General features: G+C 42.3%; 18 protein-coding genes. 15 read left to right on the top strand and 3 right to left on the bottom strand.

Annotation, left to right across the window (positions count from 1 at the left end; genetic code table 11):
- Positions 1–195: 195 nt before the first annotated feature.
- From ACX9YW_RS13090 to ACX9YW_RS13065, 6 genes are all read left to right on the top strand, one after another.
- The gene (locus ACX9YW_RS13090; RefSeq protein WP_460347018.1) at positions 196–513 is read left to right on the top strand and encodes a cytochrome c3 family protein; all 318 of its coding nucleotides are present in this window, start codon (positions 196–198) and stop codon (positions 511–513) included.
- A 204-nt stretch (positions 514–717) separates the two neighbouring features.
- Positions 718–1,587, top strand: coding sequence for a YitT family protein (locus ACX9YW_RS13085; protein WP_460347016.1), 870 nt, complete (start codon positions 718–720; stop codon positions 1,585–1,587).
- A 54-nt stretch (positions 1,588–1,641) separates the two neighbouring features.
- Positions 1,642–1,950 carry a cytochrome c551 gene (cccB, locus tag ACX9YW_RS13080; RefSeq protein WP_460347014.1) on the top strand — a complete coding sequence of 103 codons (309 nt, stop codon included), beginning with the start codon at positions 1,642–1,644 and terminating at the stop codon, positions 1,948–1,950.
- A gap of 437 nt (positions 1,951–2,387) precedes the next feature.
- A complete protein-coding gene (ftsE, locus tag ACX9YW_RS13075) occupies positions 2,388–3,074 on the top strand; it encodes a cell division ATP-binding protein FtsE (RefSeq protein WP_460347012.1) in 687 nt (228 codons plus the stop codon).
- Positions 3,064–3,957 carry a permease-like cell division protein FtsX gene (gene ftsX, locus ACX9YW_RS13070; RefSeq protein ID WP_460347010.1) on the top strand — a complete coding sequence of 298 codons (894 nt, stop codon included), beginning with the start codon at positions 3,064–3,066 and terminating at the stop codon, positions 3,955–3,957. Before ftsE ends, ftsX begins: the two co-directional genes overlap by 11 nt.
- 90 nt (positions 3,958–4,047) lie before the next feature.
- A complete protein-coding gene (locus tag ACX9YW_RS13065) occupies positions 4,048–5,307 on the top strand; it encodes a murein hydrolase activator EnvC family protein (protein ID WP_460347008.1) in 1,260 nt (419 codons plus the stop codon).
- Positions 5,308–5,354: 47 nt separating this feature from the next.
- On the opposite strand, the gene ACX9YW_RS13060 is transcribed toward ACX9YW_RS13065, so the two are convergent.
- The 3 genes from ACX9YW_RS13060 to ACX9YW_RS13050 form a co-directional block, all read right to left on the bottom strand.
- Entirely contained in the window at positions 5,355–6,215 is an 861-nt protein-coding gene (locus ACX9YW_RS13060; protein WP_460347006.1) for a DUF421 domain-containing protein, read from the bottom strand.
- 19 nt (positions 6,216–6,234) lie between these two features.
- Positions 6,235–6,438 (bottom strand): DUF1657 domain-containing protein, encoded by a 204-nt coding sequence (locus tag ACX9YW_RS13055; protein ID WP_460347004.1) that lies wholly within the window; start codon positions 6,436–6,438, stop codon positions 6,235–6,237.
- A 73-nt stretch (positions 6,439–6,511) separates the two neighbouring features.
- The gene (locus ACX9YW_RS13050) at positions 6,512–6,715 is read right to left on the bottom strand and encodes a DUF1657 domain-containing protein (protein WP_460347002.1); all 204 of its coding nucleotides are present in this window, start codon (positions 6,713–6,715) and stop codon (positions 6,512–6,514) included.
- A gap of 375 nt (positions 6,716–7,090) precedes the next feature.
- Here ACX9YW_RS13050 and ACX9YW_RS13045 point away from each other — a divergent pair, with 375 nt between their 5' ends.
- The 9 genes from ACX9YW_RS13045 (at position 7,091) to narJ (ending at position 18,110) form a co-directional block, all read left to right on the top strand.
- Positions 7,091–8,563: a S41 family peptidase gene (locus tag ACX9YW_RS13045; RefSeq protein WP_460347000.1), complete on the top strand. Its 1,473-nt coding sequence runs from the start codon at positions 7,091–7,093 to the stop codon at positions 8,561–8,563.
- Between the two features lie 230 nt (positions 8,564–8,793).
- Positions 8,794–9,993: a PDZ domain-containing protein gene (locus tag ACX9YW_RS13040; protein WP_460346998.1), complete on the top strand. Its 1,200-nt coding sequence runs from the start codon at positions 8,794–8,796 to the stop codon at positions 9,991–9,993.
- A 208-nt stretch (positions 9,994–10,201) separates the two neighbouring features.
- Positions 10,202–10,732, top strand: a complete 531-nt coding sequence (locus ACX9YW_RS13035; RefSeq protein ID WP_460346996.1) for a GNAT family N-acetyltransferase — start codon at positions 10,202–10,204, stop codon at positions 10,730–10,732.
- Between the two features lie 527 nt (positions 10,733–11,259).
- Positions 11,260–11,739 (top strand): hemerythrin domain-containing protein, encoded by a 480-nt coding sequence (locus tag ACX9YW_RS13030; RefSeq protein ID WP_460346994.1) that lies wholly within the window; start codon positions 11,260–11,262, stop codon positions 11,737–11,739.
- Entirely contained in the window at positions 11,729–12,043 is a 315-nt protein-coding gene (locus ACX9YW_RS13025; protein WP_460346992.1) for a hypothetical protein, read from the top strand. Before ACX9YW_RS13030 ends, ACX9YW_RS13025 begins: the two co-directional genes overlap by 11 nt.
- Before the next feature lie 30 nt (positions 12,044–12,073).
- Positions 12,074–12,364, top strand: coding sequence for a hypothetical protein (locus ACX9YW_RS13020; RefSeq protein ID WP_460346990.1), 291 nt, complete (start codon positions 12,074–12,076; stop codon positions 12,362–12,364).
- Positions 12,345–16,016 carry a nitrate reductase subunit alpha gene (locus ACX9YW_RS13015; RefSeq protein ID WP_460346988.1) on the top strand — a complete coding sequence of 1,224 codons (3,672 nt, stop codon included), beginning with the start codon at positions 12,345–12,347 and terminating at the stop codon, positions 16,014–16,016. The genes ACX9YW_RS13020 and ACX9YW_RS13015 overlap by 20 nt, the downstream gene beginning before the upstream one ends.
- Entirely contained in the window at positions 16,006–17,508 is a 1,503-nt protein-coding gene (gene narH / locus ACX9YW_RS13010) for a nitrate reductase subunit beta (protein WP_460346986.1), read from the top strand. The genes ACX9YW_RS13015 and narH overlap by 11 nt, the downstream gene beginning before the upstream one ends.
- The gene (gene narJ, locus ACX9YW_RS13005) at positions 17,505–18,110 is read left to right on the top strand and encodes a nitrate reductase molybdenum cofactor assembly chaperone (protein WP_460346984.1); all 606 of its coding nucleotides are present in this window, start codon (positions 17,505–17,507) and stop codon (positions 18,108–18,110) included. Before narH ends, narJ begins: the two co-directional genes overlap by 4 nt.
- The last annotated feature ends 16 nt before the right edge of the window (positions 18,111–18,126 follow it).

Below are 18,126 nucleotides of genomic sequence, written 5' to 3'. Positions count from 1 at the left end.
ACTAAAACAAGGTAGTAGTATGCCTTCGCATATCTCATTACCTTGTTTTTTATATTATATTTGCCTAGTCATAAAAATGTCAATTTTACTTCACTTTTTAGACATTCAGTTTCTATCTATTTTTAGACTATAATAATATTAGATAAGTTTTTTCTTGTCTAATAAAGAATATTTGTCATTGGAAGGATGAATATAATGGGTACATCCAAAAAAATAATTATGCTGAGTTTATTAATTTTCATCCTTTTGTCTAGTAAATATTCTTTTGATCAGAATTCTTCCTTTGCATATAATGACCTAGGGCTATCAGGCAATAATGTCTACAGTGATGCCCAACCTGTTAGTGAAAATAATTTTGATGAGGTTAATTTGGAAGAACAAGAACCAATACTAATTTGTCCAGAAGTAACAATTGACGAACCATTAAACACAAATTCATGTGCCCAATGTCATAGTACTCATAAGGCAACACAATCTAAGCTACTAATTAATACAGAACTAATGAATCCCTGACTTTTATTTAATTATAAGTAACCAGCAGTCAGCCTGTTGGTTATTTTATTTATATAGTATAAACCTACACAATCAAACATATCATAACTCTAAAACTTTCCCCCTTTACCACGTCACCGCAATGATATTTACACCTTGAAAACTCCATGCTATACTCACTCTCGGCGAAAAGAAAAACCGATAAGTAAGGGGAAATTAACCATAATGAAACGAAAACGAAAATCTATCCACATACATAATCCGAAGCTCGAATTAGTGACAGAGTACATAAACATATTACTAGGCTCAGCCATTATCGCCCTAGCTTTTAACTTGTTCTTACTCCCTAACAAAGTCGCATCAGGTGGGGTCAGCGGGATTAGTACCATTTTGAAAGCCACGATGGGTTGGGAGCCGGCATTTGTTCAATGGTCTTTTAACATCCCACTATTTATCGCTGGTGTTGTCCTCCTGGGCAAGCAATTTGGCATCAAAACCCTCGTCGGGACAATTTTCTTACCATTTGTTGTGTTCTTGTCAAACGATATGGCGCCATGGACCACCGATCCTCTATTAGCTGCTCTTTTCGGCGGAATTGGTGTCGGGCTCGGGCTTGGTATCGTTTTTCGAGGAAGGGCCTCAACGGGGGGAACAGACCTAGCTGCTCAAATAATCAATAAATACACAGGTCTGACCCTAGGAACCTGTGTCATGATTATCGATGGTCTAATCGTTCTAACAGCAGCCATTGTTTTTGATATCGAACGTGGTCTTTATGCCCTCATTGCCCTTTATGTTACCACAAAAACAATTGACCTGATTCAAATCGGCATTGGCCGTTCGAAGATGACGTTGATTATTTCGGACAGGCAGGCAGAAATTCAAGAAGGAATTTTGCATAAAATTGATCGTGGTGTGACAAAACTAAGTGCATATGGTGGTTACACGGATCATGAGAGGCCAGTGGTCATGTGTGTGGTCGATCAAACGGAGTTCACAAAATTGAAACAATTAGTGAAAAGCATTGACCCTACTGCATTTATCATTGTTATGGACGCTTCCGAGGTGTTAGGTGAGGGTTTCAAACGTCCGTAACATTGATATAATAGTAAATTGAAATACCATAATTTATCTTAGGGGGATAAAATTGTGAAAAAGAAGTTTCTTGCATTACTAATGGGAACAGGTTTAGTATTAGCTGCTTGTGGCGGGGGTGGCGATGATAAAGCAACTGGTGGGACAGTTGATGCTGAAAAAATAACGGCACAAAAATGTTCTACATGCCATGGTAACAATCTTGAAGGCGGCGGCGCTCCAAAAATCAGCGACGTTGGCTCTCGTTTATCAAAAGACGAGATTGAAAACATCATCTTAAATGGTCGCGGTGGTATGCCTGGCGGAATCATTAAAGGTGAAGAAGCATCCGCAGTTGCTGAATGGTTATCTAATAAAAAATAATTTCAACCGAAACACTCTGTTTTTTTAGAATGGAGTGTTTTTTTCGTCTTTTTTATTAAAAATACTACTTTTTCCTCATTTTTCACAAAAAAATGGTGGTTTCGCAGAAACAATCTGTAGTAAATGCCCAACTTTTTTGAGATATGCCAAACATTCACAGAAATGCCAAACCTTGAAGAAAACCCACCCACTCTACGGTTAAGTTCACCATCTACCAACGCACCAAATCTACACCACCAAGGCCAATAGTCCTATCTTCTTTCCAACAAACTCCTAGCGTAGGGAAATCACACCTTCATTCGACATTATTGAAAAGAAACTGTAATATAATTTAAGAGTTTTTTGTCGGTTTATGATGGTATAATGGTTTTGGCTTAATAATAATTTGTCGCAAAAACTCGAACATAAACTACTAAATACCCACAAGGTGATTATAAATGATTGAAATGCAAGATGTTTATATGCAATATCCAAACGGAGTCAGAGCCGTTAATGGGATCGATGTTTTAATTAAGCAAGGTGAGTTTGTATATGTTGTTGGTCCAAGTGGGGCTGGCAAATCTACTTTTATCAAAATGATGTACCGTGAGGAGAAGCCGACATCGGGAAACATTATTATCAATGGCGTTAACCTTTCGAAACTACGTGAGAAAAAGGTTCCGCTATTACGACGCAATATCGGCGTCGTTTTCCAAGACTTTAAGCTGCTTCCGAAACTAACGGTCTATGAGAATGTGGCCTTCACATTAGAAGTAATTGAAGAAAATCCGAAGTATATTAAAAAGGCCGTGATGGAGACGCTTGAACTCGTTAATCTCAAGCACAAAGCTAGAGTATTCCCAAATGAGCTTTCGGGTGGGGAGCAGCAGCGAATTTCCATCGCTCGCTCGATTGTTAATAAGCCGAAGGTGGTAATCGCCGACGAGCCTACGGGGAATCTTGACCCCGACACCACTTGGGAGATTATGAAGATATTCGAAGAAATTAATAATCGAGGCACGACCGTTGTAATGGCCACCCATAACCGCGAAATCGTCAACTCGATTAAACATCGTGTAATTGCGATCGAAGGCGGAAAAATCGTTCGTGACGAGCAAAGAGGTGATTACGGCTATGAAAATTAGAACACTTGGCCGTCACACACGAGAAAGCTTTAAAAGCTTGGCACGGAACGGTTGGATGACATTTGCTTCTGTCAGTGCGGTGACGGTAACACTGATTTTGGTCGGAGTCTTTTTCGTCATCATGATGAATTTGAATCAGGTGGCGAAAAACATCGAAGAGGATGTTGTCATTCGTGTGCATATTGATGTCGCCGCCAATGATCAGGACCAGCAGACATTAAGGCAGCAAATTGACGATATTCCAGAAGTGAAATCCATCGTTTATTCCTCTAAGGAGACCGAGCTCGAAAATATGATGAAGAGCATGGGACAACAAGGAGCGGCTCTTAAGTTAATTGAACAAGAAAATCCGTTAAACGACGTGTTCATCATTAAAACGAAAAAACCTTCTGATACAATGAAGGTAGCAAAGCAAATTGAAAAAATGAATTACGCTTCCAAAGTGAAGTATGGCCAAGGCCATGTTGAGAAGTTGTTTAAATTCCTAGGTGCCAGCCGAAATGTTGGACTAGCTTTAATAATCGGCTTATTATTTACGGCGATGTTCCTCATTTCCAATACGATTCGGATTACGATTGTGGCACGTCGACGAGAAATTCAGATTATGAGATTAGTAGGGGCAACAAATGCCTTTATTCGTTGGCCATTTTTTCTAGAAGGATTATGGCTGGGGATTCTTGGGTCAGTCGTTCCGATTGCCCTGATTTCAAGTGCGTACTATTATGCCTATGATTATTTGGCTCCGAAGCTTGAAGGGAGTTTTATTACAATCATTTCCTTTGAACCATTTATCTATCAGGTCTCGGGCTTACTCATTCTAATGGGGGCAATCATAGGAATGTGGGGCAGCCTTATGTCAGTGCGAAAGTTTTTAAAAATCTAAACCATAATGCCCGGAGATTAAATCCATCTCCGGGATTTCGAAAACACGATTAACCTGTACATATACAAAGATGGAAGGAGAAATCGAACTTTGAAAAAACGACCCATTATTTTACTACTATTCACCTTTATGATTGGAATTGGTAGTTTATTAGCAGGTTCACCTGCGTTTGCCAGCAAACTATCAGACTTGAAAAATCAAAAAGAACAAATCTCCAATGAACGAGGTCATTTAGAATCAAAGATTGACGACGCCAACGAGCAAATTAATAAACTCCAATCAGAGCAGGCATCCGTTCGCAACCAAATCGAGCGCTATGATTTAGCCATTAACGATACCGCCGAAAAAATTCGCGAAAAGAATGAGCAAATTGGGGAAACAAAACAAGAAATTGCCACATTAAAGGTGGAAATTACCGAATTAGAAGAACGGATCGCAAAGCGCAATGAGCTTTTAAAGGACCGTGCTCGCAATTTCCAGGAAACTGGAGGTCTAGTGAGCTACTTAGATGTATTGATGGGTGCTTCCACATTTAGCGATTTTGTTGACCGTGTTAGTGCGGTTGCTACGATTATGGAGGCGGACCAAGACATTTTACGTAAGCATTCCGAGGACAAAGAGCTTTTAGAAACGAAAAAGGCTGAAGTGGAAACGAAACTTGCCAATCTAGAGAAAATGCGCAAAGACCTTGAAGGTTTAAAGGCAAGCTTAAATACGAAAAAAGCCGAACAAAATAAATTATTAGCGCAACTAGAGTATCAGGAAGATCAAATTCATAATCATAAAATGGAAGCCCAAGAACAAGCTGAGATTTTAGCCGCTCAAGAAAAAGCGATTCAGCGGGCGATCCAATTAGAAAAAGAACGTTTAGCGGAGCTTGAAAGAAAGCGTCGCGAAGCGGAAAAAAATAAGGCAAACGGTGGTAGCAGTAGTGCTACTCCACCTGTTTCAAATGGTACTTTTACGAAACCAGCAGCGGGAGTATTCACTTCTGGATTCGGCCATCGTTGGGGAAGATTTCATTACGGAATCGATATTGCCAACCGCAGTAGTGTGCCGATTGTGGCTGCTGCGGACGGAGTGGTCATTCGTTCCTATTATTCTCCTAGCTATGGGAATGTTGTCTTCCTTGCTCACTCAATCAACGGACAAATTTTCACAACAGTTTATGCTCACATGAGCGTACGCCATGTTGGTGAAGGAGCAGTTGTCTCGAAAGGCCAACAGCTTGGTATTATGGGGAATACCGGTGACTCACAAGGTCAACATTTACACTTTGAAGTTCACAAAGGACCTTGGAATGACGCAAAATCGAATGCAGTCAATCCGTTAAATTATGTTCCAATTTAATATTCCATGTTCAAAAAAACACAACTTAGCCAACTAAGTTGTGTTTTTTAGCTTTGTAGATATGGTTTAAGCTTTTCAATGGCTTCGGTGAGGCGCTGGCTATTTCTCTGGTACATTTTTTTAGCCTCTTGCGATTGTGTTTCCAACGCAAAGGATTCGAGGTCGGCTTGGCATTTTTTGAGCATCGCCATGACAAGTTGGCGCTCCTGTGATTGAGGTACTTGAATTTTATCATCGTATAAATCAACGGTTAGTTGTCCGTAAGCGTCCACTTGGGCAAAGAAGACGTTGGAGAGGGTAACCCCAAGCTTTTGAAGTTCAATATTCAACCAGGCGCGGGTTTTACCAGATTGAGCCAAGGCATCGTTTAAAATCTTGCCATCCATAATAATCGTGCATGGTTCCTTTTCACTTGGGACGTACATCTGGAGGTCCTTTGGTGTTAGCGGGCGATTTTCCTTCTTTAATAACACGCTAATATCCCCGGTGGTCTCAAGGGTGGCAAACTCGACGTCGGCTACACGAAAGACATTTTTGCGCCGTAGCAACTCAGAAAGTTCATCAACCGTAAACCGCTCCTTTTTGAGGTTATCCTCCATAATTTTCCCACCCTGGATGAGGACTGTGCTTTTCCCTTCAACAAGATCTCGAAACTTTTTGCTCTTAATGGAAGCTAAATCGACGATAACCGTTGCGACCCCAAAGATCAAAATCGCAATTAACCCATGAGAGATATTGCTATCAAGTCCCATAATGACTTCTCCGGCAATACTTCCAATCGTAATACCGGATACATATTCGAAAAAGGTAATCTCAGAAATTTGTTTCTTGCCGACAACCTTGGTAATGATAAATACAAAAAGAATAAATACAATCGCTCGAATAATAATATGAACCGATTCAGCCACAATTCTCACCTCCCGAGATCTAGTTTTTGTATTGCGGCTCTTCCCACTCGATTTCCGTAATCCGTTTTTCCAAGTCCTTTTTCACTTCTTCCATAGTAAGCATGGTTTCATGAAGAACTCGTTTGGCGGTTTCATCCTCAAAATTAAGTGCAAAGATGGATAACTGTGCGGTAATGCCTTTGATGGTTGTAAGACATTGATTAACGTTGGCAGCTATGGTCATAACGATCAGCCTCTCTGAATAAATTCGAAAAGGGTTGGCTTGTAACGGCCAACCTCCTTATTCACGATGAGTTTTATTGCTTATATTGGGGCTCTTCTTGTTCAATTTGCTGCAGCCGTGGTGACAGTGTATCAATAATCGCTTGTGTTTGCTGTGCAGCGGATTGATATAATTGTTTAGCTGTTTGGTTTTCAGTGGCTAATGAAAATGCTTCTAGGTTTGCTTGTGCACTTTTTAAACCGGCAATTGTTTGTTTTACTTGAGTACCTACTGTCATTCTTTCCATTCCTTCTTTCCATAAAATTCGGTAGTACTTTTGTAGTGTTTCCTTTGACATGTTGAATATGAATGGAGGAAAATGGATTTTGTAAAATTGGACTATTTAACTGTCTAGCTACAGCGCCCAGCGTCTAGTGGACTTCACCCTCCGAGTAAAAATCGGCTTTTGGATTTTTACATGACCGGAGATAAGTCAACATCGAATCGCATAAAACGCGATTCGTGTTTCCTTTATCGAAAGAACGGAGGGCTGAATTCCATACGCCGCTAAACGGGCGCTTCCGCTTTTCTAAGCATAACTCGTCCGTTTTAGACATATGTATTAGAAAAAGATAAACAGCCAAGGGAGAGCAGTTTTGTAAGGGGGAAAATAATGAACAGAAAAGTTATCGCGATACTCATGGCAGGCTCGCTAGTCACCGGAGCTGGTGGAACCTATGCCGGAATGACGTGGCTGGAAAAAACGCAAGAATCCCAGCTTGAACAGCATACGAATCGAATGCCAGGTGCGGCCGTTACAGAAGGAACTGGTTCCGGAAATTTGGTCAAGATCGAACAAGCTTATGACAAGATCCTCGAAAGGTATGTTGAAAAAGTCGAGGGAGAAAAGCTTGTTGAAGGAGCAATCCAAGGAATGCTCGCAAAATTAGACGATCCGTATTCGGTTTATATGAATAAAGAAACAGCTGCCCAATTTAATCAAGCGTTAGACTCGTCGTTTGAAGGAATCGGCGCCGAGGTTAGTGAGTCTGATGGTAAAATTATTATCGTTGCGCCATTTAAAAATTCACCCGCTGAGAAAGCCGGATTAAAGCCAAATGACCAAATTTTAAAAGTAGATGGTGTTTCAGTGGAAGGGCTTGATTTATACGAGGCGACGATCAAAATTAAAGGAAAAAAAGGAACTACCGTGACGTTAGAAATATTGCGTTCCGGACTAAAGGATCCCATAACGGTCAATATTAAAAGGGATGAGATTCCGGTAGAAACGGTCCATTCTGCGGTGAAAAAGGAAAATGGCGAAAAGATTGGCTATATGGAAATCACCTCATTTTCTGAAAAAACGGCAGAAGACTTTAAGAAACAGCTAAAGGTCTTGGAAAAGAATGATATTAAAGGATTAGTATTGGATGTGAGAGGCAATCCTGGCGGTCTTTTATCAAGCGTCGAAGAGATTTTAAAAGAGTTGGTCACAGAGAAAAAACCTTATGTGCAAATCGAAGCACGCAATGGTGATAAGAAACGTTATTTTTCTTCACTAAAGAAGGAAAAGGCTTATCCAATTGTTGTGTTAGTCGACAGAGGCAGTGCTTCGGCTTCAGAAATTTTAGCGGGTGCCTTAAAAGAGGCAGAAGGCTATAAAGTAGTTGGGGAAAAGACATTTGGCAAGGGAACCGTCCAGCAGGCGGTACCAATGGGAGACGGAAGCATGATTAAACTCACGTTGTTCAAATGGTTAACGCCTGATGGAAATTGGATTCATAAGGAGGGAGTTAAGCCGGATATCGAAGTCAAGCAGCCAGCGATTTACCAAGCCCATCCGCTCCAGTTAGAAAAACCACTGAAAATCGAAATGAACAACGATCAAGTTAAAAACGCTCAAATGATTTTGAAAGGTTTAGGCTACGAACCGGGTCGACTTGACGGCTACTTTAACAGTCGCACCGAACTATCTGTGAAAGCTTTTCAACGTCAACACGGACTAAACCCAAGTGGCGAGATTGACAATAATACAGCAGAGGCATTGGAGAAAGCAGTCCTAGAAGCCGTTCGCAAAGAACAAAACGACCACCAACTCCAAACCGCCTTAGAAATCGCCGCCATCGCCGCCTCCAACCTAAAATAACTTTAGCACGTTAAAGCATGTGGGGACAGTCCCGCTACGCTTTAACGCGTTAATGCATAGCGGGACTGTCCCCGAGTTTTTTAAAGCGTTAAAGTGCTAAAGTGCTTTAACGCTTTAATAATTATACACGCTTTAATGGATTAATAGGTTAAAGGGCGCTCGACTGTCATGTGTTTATTTGGTAGAATGGGTTTAATAGTTTAGTAGGGATGGGGAGTAGGTGGTTGGCTTTGGATTACGTTTGGAATTGGCTATTGGCTTTATTAAATGGGACGGGGAAACTATTTTTAAATCCCTTGTTTTATTATTTGTTTTTTTTAGCGGCGGTTCTTGGTGTTTCGCGGGTCAAACGGGAGCGTAGGAATTTTCATGTCCGTAGTCAGAATGCTTATTTTGAGCTACGTCAGCTATGGCCATCCGGATTGTTGCTTGGCGGTATTGTTTCCGTATTGCTTGCTTCAGTGGGCATGGTCATCCCAATCGGTGCTATTTTATTAATCATTACAACAACCATTTTATTAAGTGCTACGACAAAAATACGGTTGGTTTCACCAGCCTACATAATCGGTGCCAGCTTTTTTGCACTTATTTTCCTAGCGGGTAAACCTTTACCAATCCCATTTTTTTCAGATACATTTGCAAATCTTGATGGAAAAATTTTCCCGTCGATCGGCATTTTAATAGCGATTCTTCTTATGGTTGAAGGGATTTTAATCATAAAAAATGGCTCATTTGCTACTTCACCAATGCTCCTAAAAAGCAAACGTGGTCAATGGGTTGGACTACATGAGGCGAAACGGCTTTGGGCTGTTCCGATTTTTTTACTCGTGCCAGGGGAAACACTATCGTTGCCATTTGACTGGTGGCCGCTTTTTCATATAGGCGGTGAGACTTACTCATTTATACTTGTTCCGTTTGCAATCGGTTTTCACCAGCAAATCCAAAGCCAGCTTCCAAAACAAGCCGTCACTTTATTTGGGAAAAAAGTTCTCATGCTTGGTGTGTTCACAACGACTATTGCTATTGGCGGATATTGGCTACCGATTATCACGATTGCCGCCATTGCTTTCGCGATGATTGGTCGTGAAATGTTAACCATTCGACAGCACCTAAAAGAGGAAAATGCGCCGATTTATTTCTCGAAACGAAACAACGGCATTATGATACTGGGTATCCTTCCCCACTCACCTGCTGAAAAAATGGAGCTTAAAGTCGGTGAAGTCATAACGAAGGTAAACGGTCAAACGATTCAAAATGAAGTGGATTTTTATGAAGCCTTACATCGAAACCGCGCATTTTGCAAACTTGATGTTCTTGATGTAAACGACCAAATACGTTTTGTGAGCAGCGCCCTTTACGAAGGCCAACACCACGAGCTTGGCGTTCTGTTCGTTTCAGATCAGGAAAAGTATGGCACGAAAGCCGTTTAATAATAATCGAAACAAAGTCTTAGAGGATTTGCCTTTAAGGCTTTTTTATTTTACGTTGTTAACATTATCGATAATCTATCTATTTATTACCAAAATATGCCTAAGTAGTGATTGACTTTTAAACGAACGATAGAACATAATTAGTTGACTAGTAAATTGTAAATCTTTACTAAAAAACATTTAAAATAGTTTAGGAGAGAACCAGGTCATGACCAGTCAAAATACCTTATTTAACTATACTAAACTCGAAACAGAAAGAGTCGTGTTAAAAATTTTAACATTGGAAGATACAGAATTAGTGTATCAACATTTCTCTGATCCAAGTGTGACAGAATTCATGGATATCGAGCCATGTAAGGATGTGAAGGAAGCAGCGGAAATCATTCAATTTCACCTAGACGATGCAGGATGTCGTTGGGGTTTATTTTACAAAGAAAACAATGAATTTATCGGGACATGCGGTTTTCATTATTTACGAAGAAAACCGGAAGGCATTATTGCTGAAATTGGTTTTGATTTAGTGAAGGCTTACTGGGGAAAAGGACTGATGAATGAAGTCATGGAGGCGGTTGTCGACTATGGTTTTAACGAAGTTGGTTTTTCTACGTTAGATGCAACAGTCGAACCGGAAAATACCCGCTCATTAGCCCTAATGAAACGATTAAATTTTGTACAGGACCCGGAACTTCAAGATAACCTAGTCTATTTTTATCGTCATAAAAGTATAGTAGAACAGTAATCAGTAATCGAGGGAAAAACCTACTGTGATAACATGTGCGGTAGGTTTTTTGTGATATTAAGTAAAAACCTAACCTACCCCACGGTGACCAAGTTCAGTAAGTTTTTGAAGAATTCCGTTAAAAACTTACCGAAGAACTCGAAGTTCGGTAGGTTTTGGGGAATTTCCGGTAAAAACTTACCGAAGAACTCGAAGTTCGGTAGGTTTTGGGAGAATTCCGATGAAAACTTACCGAAGAATCCCAAGTTCGACAGGTTTTTGAGAATCCCCGTTAAAAACTTACCGAAGAACTCGAAGGTCGGCTTACCAAGTTACCTCATACATACTAAATTTTACAAGACCTCCGATAAGAATCAATAATGAATCACATTGTTAAATAACCAGGTATAAAGATACCTGGATTTTTTGCGTTTTAAATGGAAAATGCCTGTAAAACAATGTGACAATTTTTCAAAAAATTTCCTCTACGCTAATAATTAACCAATATTTGGACACGTTAATCTAGAGTATTAATGTGGGAGGAGTGGATGAATATGTCAGGTCCAAGTTTAAAGTTGCAGTCAGCCCATTCGATGATTCACGAGGCTGCCTTAAATGAAGCAAAGGAATTAAAGGAATTATTGCGTCGCGCACTTAATGAGGGAAATGAAATGCTATCCCTACAAATAACCGAGGTTGTTATCGAACATTGGGAATCGCGGACGCTCAAACATGCCGAGGCAGAAGAAGAAGGGTTATATAAGGAGATTCTCGAAGAAAATCCAGAGCAGCAAACGCTTATATCTCAACTAACGCGTGATCATGACATAATGCGCCGTATTGTGGGCCAAATGAAAGCATTGCTAGCGAATGGGAAAGCGTCGAATGTATTACTAAGTTTGATTGATGCTTTACTCATCGTGGATGAGATACATAATGAAGACGAAATGAACAAACTTTTAACCGGAGACAAACATAAGCACAATCACCTGCAACATCACGAAGAGGAGCTTGATTATGGATCATAATCAACCACAGCTAGAGGGAAAACTGCTGCGTTATGCGGCATCAGCCCTCTACGAAAGAATGGTCGAAGTATTTTCCCAACACAATATTCATTCGTACGATGTCCATTCAACTGTTTCTAAACAAAAAGATGGCTTTGAAGTTTGCTTACGTTTTTCGACTAATTTTGCTGAAAAAATGAGCACGAGATTCACCGAAGACCAAGTCAAAAGCCCAGATGAAGATGTGACGGAATTTTTCAATGAAGCCGCTGAGAAATGCAAATCGCAATTAATTGTCGATTATTACAAAATGATCAAGCTATAGGTTTGTTAACACAAAAAAGGAGTGAACATCATGTTTACTTTTGAAAATGAAGCAATGCTTGCTGGTGATCGCGAGGACCTAATTGCGGTCCTACAGATGCGATTTGGAAGAATCTCTGGTGACATGATTGTAAAAATCTATGAAATTGACGATATGCATACATTGCAACGCTTAATTATCGCAGCAGCAAATGCCTCCTCCTGGAGTGTCTTTCTTCAGGAATTTGAATTCGGTGTCGGCTCATATCGGCTGCTGGGGGAAGATTTTAACCCTCTAGCCGCATTGAAAGGAAGGGTGGAATTTGGAGAAGAAGAAAAATAATTTCTTGAACGCGATGAAGCATTTAGTACGTGGTGATCGAATAAATGATGGCTGGACCGAGGAAAACCCGCGGCCACGCGATTGGGAAAAGGTTTACCGCGATCGTTGGGGACATGATAAAACAGTCCGCTCGACCCATGGAGTCAACTGTACCGGTTCTTGCAGCTGGAAAATTCATGTCAAAGACGGGATTATCACCTGGGAAACCCAGCAAACCGATTACCCGTCCACAGGCGATGACTTTCCGGAATACGAACCGCGTGGTTGTCCACGTGGTGCAAGTTTTTCCTGGTACACTTACAGCCCAACTAGAGTGAAGTATCCGTATGTTCGCGGCGACCTTTATGAATTATGGAAAGATGAGCTTTCCCGCGCCAACAACCCAGTCGAGGCATGGGAAAATATTGTCACCAATCCAAGCAAACGGGAGCAATATGTGAAAGCTCGTGGAAAAGGCGGTTTTGTCCGTGGCACCTGGTCGGATGTCACGCAAATGATTGCAGCTGCAACCATTTACACGATAAAAAAATACGGCCCAGATCGCGTTGTAGGGTTCAGTCCAATTCCAGCGATGTCGATGGCCAGTTATGCGGGAGGATCAAGATTTCTTTCTTTGATTGGTGGAACCATATTAAGTTTTTATGATTGGTATGCAGATCTACCGCCAGCTTCGCCGCAAGTTTGGGGCGACCAGACCGATGTTCCTGAAAGCGGTGACTGGTACAACACAAAATATTTCATCATTTGGGGCACGAACATCCCGCAAACGCGGACACCTGATGCTCACTTTATGGTGGAGTCCCGCTATAACGGGACGAAGGTCGTGGGGGTGAGTCCGGATTATGCCGAATATGAAAAGTTTGCCGATATGTGGCTGCCAGCTAAGGCTGGAACCGACGGCGCCCTAGCGATGGCAATGACGCATGTCATTTTAAAAGAATTCTATGTCGATAAAGAAACGCCATATTTTCTAGAATACGCCAAAACCTACACCGATTTGCCGTTCCTCATTATTTTAAACAAACAAAGCCCAGGTGACCTCTACCGTTCCGACCGGTTTCTAAGGGCATCGGACCTTTCAGACCAACATGAACTTGGTGAATGGAAAACAGTCGTATGGGATGAAGTAACAAATGGGCCGGTGATTCCAAACGGTAGCCAAGGATTTCGTTGGGACTCCGGTAAGGAGTGGAATCTTGAATTAGGTCCAATAAATCCCAAAATGAGTTTACTCCAAGACTCTGATGGTGTTGCGATGGTCGAATTTCCGTATTTTGGTGAGAAGGATGGCGGGACCGTCCAACGTGGGGTGCCATATAAAAAGTTAAATGACCAAGCTGGTAATGAGCTTATTATTACAACCGTTTATGATTTAATGCTGGCACATACGGGAATTTCACGTGGTCTCCAAGGAGATTACCCAACTGACTATAATGATGCCAATCTCGCCTATACACCTGCCTGGCAGGAAAGTATTACAGGGGTAAAAAAGGAACATGTCATCCAAGTTGCTCGTGAATTTGCCGAAAATGCGGCGATCACTAATGGGAAATCGATGATTGCTTTAGGAGGTGGAACGAACCATTGGTACCACAGCGATCAAATTTATCGTTCCATCTTAAACTTGGTCCTACTTACTGGCTCGCAAGGAGTCAATGGGGGCGGTTGGGCGCACTATGTTGGACAGGAAAAGGTTCGTCCGATCGAAGGATTCGGGCAAATTGCCTTTGCCAATGATTGGGTCAAGGCACCGCGCCTAATGAATGGGACATCGTTCTTCTATTTTGCAACGGAGCAATTTCGTTATGAATATGAGAAAAAAGAAGAGCAAACAGAGTGGGGGAGCAAATACTCCTCAATTCACCCAGCCGATTTTAACGCGATGTCCGCACGACTTGGTTGGCTGCCAAGCTTTCCACAGCTTTCACAAAACTCATTGGACATCGTGAAAGAAGCGCGTGCTCGCCACAAGGACGACCAAAGTGTCATCACCGATATTGCTAAACAAATCGCTGAAGGAAAGCTGCAATATGCGGTGGAAAACCCGAATGACCCCCGCAATTTCCCGCGGGTATTCTTTAATTGGCGTTCAAACCTGTTGGGTGACAGTGGAAAGGGTCATGAATACTTTGTTAAGCATTTGATTGGCTCTCAGGACGCCCTCTTAACCGATAGCGGGCACTCTTGGCAGCCAGAAACAGTTAATATTACGGAAAAGCCACCAGAAGGAAAAACCGATTTATTTGTCGCGATGGATTTCCGGATGACTAGTTCCGGTTTGTTCTCGGATATTATTTTACCGGCGGCGACTTGGTACGAAAAACACGATATTAGCTCTACCGATCTTCATCCGTTTGTCCATCCGTTTAATCCGGCAATCAATCCGCCGTGGGAAACCCGAAGTGACTGGGATGCGTTCCGTGAGATTGCCAAAGCCTTCTCAGAGCTGGCAAAAGACCATCTCCCTGCCCAAGAGGATTTGGTGATGTCGCCATTAGCCCATGACACTATTAATGAAATTGCCCAACCATTCGGGAAAGTTAAGGATTGGCGCAAAGGAGATGTCGAGGCGATTCCGGGTAAAACCATGGCCAACTTCAACTTTGTTAAACGCGACTATCCGAATGTCTACGATATGTGGATTACGATAGGTCCAAATATTAAAAACGGCTATGGAACAAAAGGGGTGAAATACCCAGGTGAAAAAGTGTACAAGGAATTGCTTGACCGCCTTGGTCCTTCAAAACACGAAGGTATCGGTAAAGGCTATCCCGATCTTTATTCGGATAAAAAAGCCTGCAATGCGATTCTGTTAATGTCAGGGGCGACGAACGGCAAACGTGCGGTGGAAGGTTGGAAATCGATGGAGGAAAAAACCGGCCGAAAACTCGGACATATTTCCGAGGGTCGTGAAGAAGAGGATTACACCATTGATGCCTTAACGGTCCAACCACGGGCGGCAATTTCGACACCAGTCTGGAGCGGCTTGGAAAATGATAACCGCCGATATTCACCGTTTACAGTCAATAAAGAATACTTAATTCCATGGCATACCCTAACCGGAAGGCAAAGCTTTTATCTTGATCACGAGGTCATGCTTGATTACGGTGAAGGATTACCATTATACATTCCACCAATTACGAGGGGGGCGTTCATCAAAGGTGACCCGGAAATAGAAAACACGGGCAAATCGATTACACTGCGATATATGACACCACATCAAAAATGGGGCATTCATACGATGTTTACCGATACGAACCAGATGGTCCAGCTGTTCCGTGGCTGGCAGGTCGTTTGGATGAATGAGGAAGACGGTGCCGAGATTGGCATTAAGGATAATGATTGGATTGAGCTTTATAACCGAAATGGCGTCGTAGTCGCCCGTGCTGTTTTAACCTATCGGATGCCTCGTGGTGCGGTGTACATGCACCATGCCCAAGACCGGACGATGGGGGTTCCCGGGAATACGATTAACAAAGTGCGCGGTGGAACTCATAACAGCGTGACCCGAATTTATCCGAAGGGGACACATATGATTGGCGGATATTCACAACTTAGCTATGGCTTTAATTACTATGGCCCAACTGGAAGTCAACGCGACACAATGACGATAATCCGGCCGTTAAAGGAGGTCGATTGGCTTGAGGATTAAAGCGCAAGTAGCCATGGTCATGCATTTGGATAAATGTATCGGCTGCCATACTTGTTCAGTTACTTGTAAAAACGTTTGGACAAATCGACCGGGTATGGAGTATGTCTGGTATAACAACGTTGAGACCCGCCCTGGTCCGGGGTACCCGAAAGAATGGGAGAATACTGACCGTTATAAAGGCGGATGGGTACTTCGAAACGGCAAGCTTCATTTGCGAGCTGGCGGACCGATTTCGAAACTGGCCAACATTTTTTATAATCCGAACATGGCGGAAATGGACGATTTTTACGAGCCTTGGACTTATGATTTTCAACATCTCCATCATCGCAAAAAAGGAGATAGCATACCGGTTGCTCGTCCTCGTTCGATGATTACTGGAAAATATATCGACAAGCCGACGTGGGGATCAAATTGGGATGATGACCTGGCTGGTGGGAGCGAAATCGTGCCGATGGACCCGAATGTTCAGAAGCTACAAGATCATATCGCGCTGGAGTATGAAAAAACGTTCATGATGTACTTGCCACGAATATGCGAGCATTGCTTAAATCCGTCCTGCGTTGCCTCCTGTCCTTCCGGTGCCTTATATAAACGCGAGGAGGACGGAATAGTTCTTGTCGATCAAAATGCTTGCCGGGGATGGCGTTTCTGCATGAACGGATGCCCCTATCATAAGGTTTATTACAACTGGAATACCCATAAAGCGGAAAAATGTAATTTCTGTTATCCACGTACAGAAGCCGGGCTGCCAACCATTTGTTCTGAGACCTGTGTGGGGCGGATTCGTTATATCGGCGTTGTGTTATATGATGCCGACCGGGTCAAAGAGGCAGCTTCAGTTGAGGATCCAAAGGATTTATACAAAGCGCAGCTCGGTGTGTTTTTAGATCCATTTAATGAAGAAGTCATAGAAAAGGCACTGGAGCAGGGCATTAATTACAGTTGGATTAAAGGCGCCCAAGAATCACCGGTTTATAAGATGGCGATGAAGTGGAAAATTGCGTTGCCATTGCACCCAGAATACCGGACGTTGCCGATGGTGTGGTATGTACCACCATTAAGCCCTATCATGAATCATATTACAAATGAGCATGAGCTTAGTGCTGATGGTTATATTCCTGCCGTCGATGAAATGCGGATTCCAATGGAATATTTAGCATCGATTCTTTCCGCAGATGATACCTCGGTGATTCGCAAGGTTCTGTTAAAAATGTCAGCGATGCGCGTTTATATGCGCCAAAAAACGGTTGGTGGCTATCAAGAGGATAAGCTAGTCAAACTTCTGCGCGAGGCAGAAACAAGCGCGGACGAATTAGAGGAAATGGCGCGACTTTTAGCTGTGGCTAAATATAATGAGCGCTTTGTCATTCCAACTGCCCGCCGCGAAATGATGGATGACCTCCATTATCGACAAGGGGCATGCAGTATCGAAGATTTGGCACCACCTGAAGGAATGACGACATATCCATTTGAGAGAAGTGAAAACGCATGAAACATGAACAAAAAGTCATTTTAATCATGGCTGCCAAAATATTGGACTATCCGGACGATGAATTATTCGAGGGACGCACGGATCTAGATGAATTCATTCGTGATGAAATCTCCGCTCTGAAAACAAGACGAGATATCCTACTTAGCTTAAAGCCGCTTTATGAAATTCCTTCCTTGAAAGAACTGCAGGAATTGTATGTGGAAACGTTTGATTACAAAGATCAAACGAGTCTATATCTAACTGCTCACGAGCTAGGCGATAGCCGTAAACGCGGGAATGCATTAATCGGTTTGCAAAAGCTAATCTATGAAAACGGTTTTGAGTATTTGGGAAATGACCTAGCTGACTATATTCCGCTGCTTTTGGAATTTTTAGCAGCGGCCCCACCATCTGACTCGGTGGAGAAGTTAGCGCGTCGGTTAGCCTATGCGCTACAGCGTATTATCAATCATTTACCAGAGGACCATCCGTATTATCAAGGAATCGAGCTGTTAATGCGCTATGTCTTTGAAACACCTGGGGCAGCGGAAATCTCCTTACTAGAAAAGGAACGTGAGCAAGCCGATCTAGAAGAATTGCCATATCCATTACTGTATCGTTAAGAGGGGGTGGAATAAT

Source organism: Pseudoneobacillus rhizolycopersici (assembly GCF_054786815.1).
Note: the sequence above shows the minus strand (reverse complement) of the source record. Positions and strands in the feature narration are given on the sequence as shown.

Excerpts from the sequence above, each read along its gene's own strand:
- ACX9YW_RS13085 (WP_460347016.1), top strand. The coding sequence starts at position 718 with ATGAAACGAAAACGAAAATCTATCCACATACATAATCCGAAGCTCGAA.
- ACX9YW_RS13055 (WP_460347004.1), bottom strand. The coding sequence starts at position 6,438 with ATGACCATAGCTGCCAACGTTAATCAATGTCTTACAACCATCAAAGGC.
- ACX9YW_RS13020 (WP_460346990.1), top strand. The coding sequence starts at position 12,074 with ATGTTTACTTTTGAAAATGAAGCAATGCTTGCTGGTGATCGCGAGGAC.
- ACX9YW_RS13025 (WP_460346992.1), top strand. The coding sequence starts at position 11,729 with ATGGATCATAATCAACCACAGCTAGAGGGAAAACTGCTGCGTTATGCG.
- ftsE (WP_460347012.1), top strand. The coding sequence starts at position 2,388 with ATGATTGAAATGCAAGATGTTTATATGCAATATCCAAACGGAGTCAGA.
- ACX9YW_RS13035 (WP_460346996.1), top strand. The coding sequence starts at position 10,202 with ATGACCAGTCAAAATACCTTATTTAACTATACTAAACTCGAAACAGAA.
- narJ (WP_460346984.1), top strand. The coding sequence starts at position 17,505 with ATGAAACATGAACAAAAAGTCATTTTAATCATGGCTGCCAAAATATTG.
- ACX9YW_RS13045 (WP_460347000.1), top strand. The coding sequence starts at position 7,091 with ATGAACAGAAAAGTTATCGCGATACTCATGGCAGGCTCGCTAGTCACC.
- ACX9YW_RS13050 (WP_460347002.1), bottom strand. The coding sequence starts at position 6,715 with ATGACAGTAGGTACTCAAGTAAAACAAACAATTGCCGGTTTAAAAAGT.
- ACX9YW_RS13090 (WP_460347018.1), top strand. The coding sequence starts at position 196 with ATGGGTACATCCAAAAAAATAATTATGCTGAGTTTATTAATTTTCATC.
- ACX9YW_RS13030 (WP_460346994.1), top strand. The coding sequence starts at position 11,260 with ATGAATATGTCAGGTCCAAGTTTAAAGTTGCAGTCAGCCCATTCGATG.
- ftsX (WP_460347010.1), top strand. The coding sequence starts at position 3,064 with ATGAAAATTAGAACACTTGGCCGTCACACACGAGAAAGCTTTAAAAGC.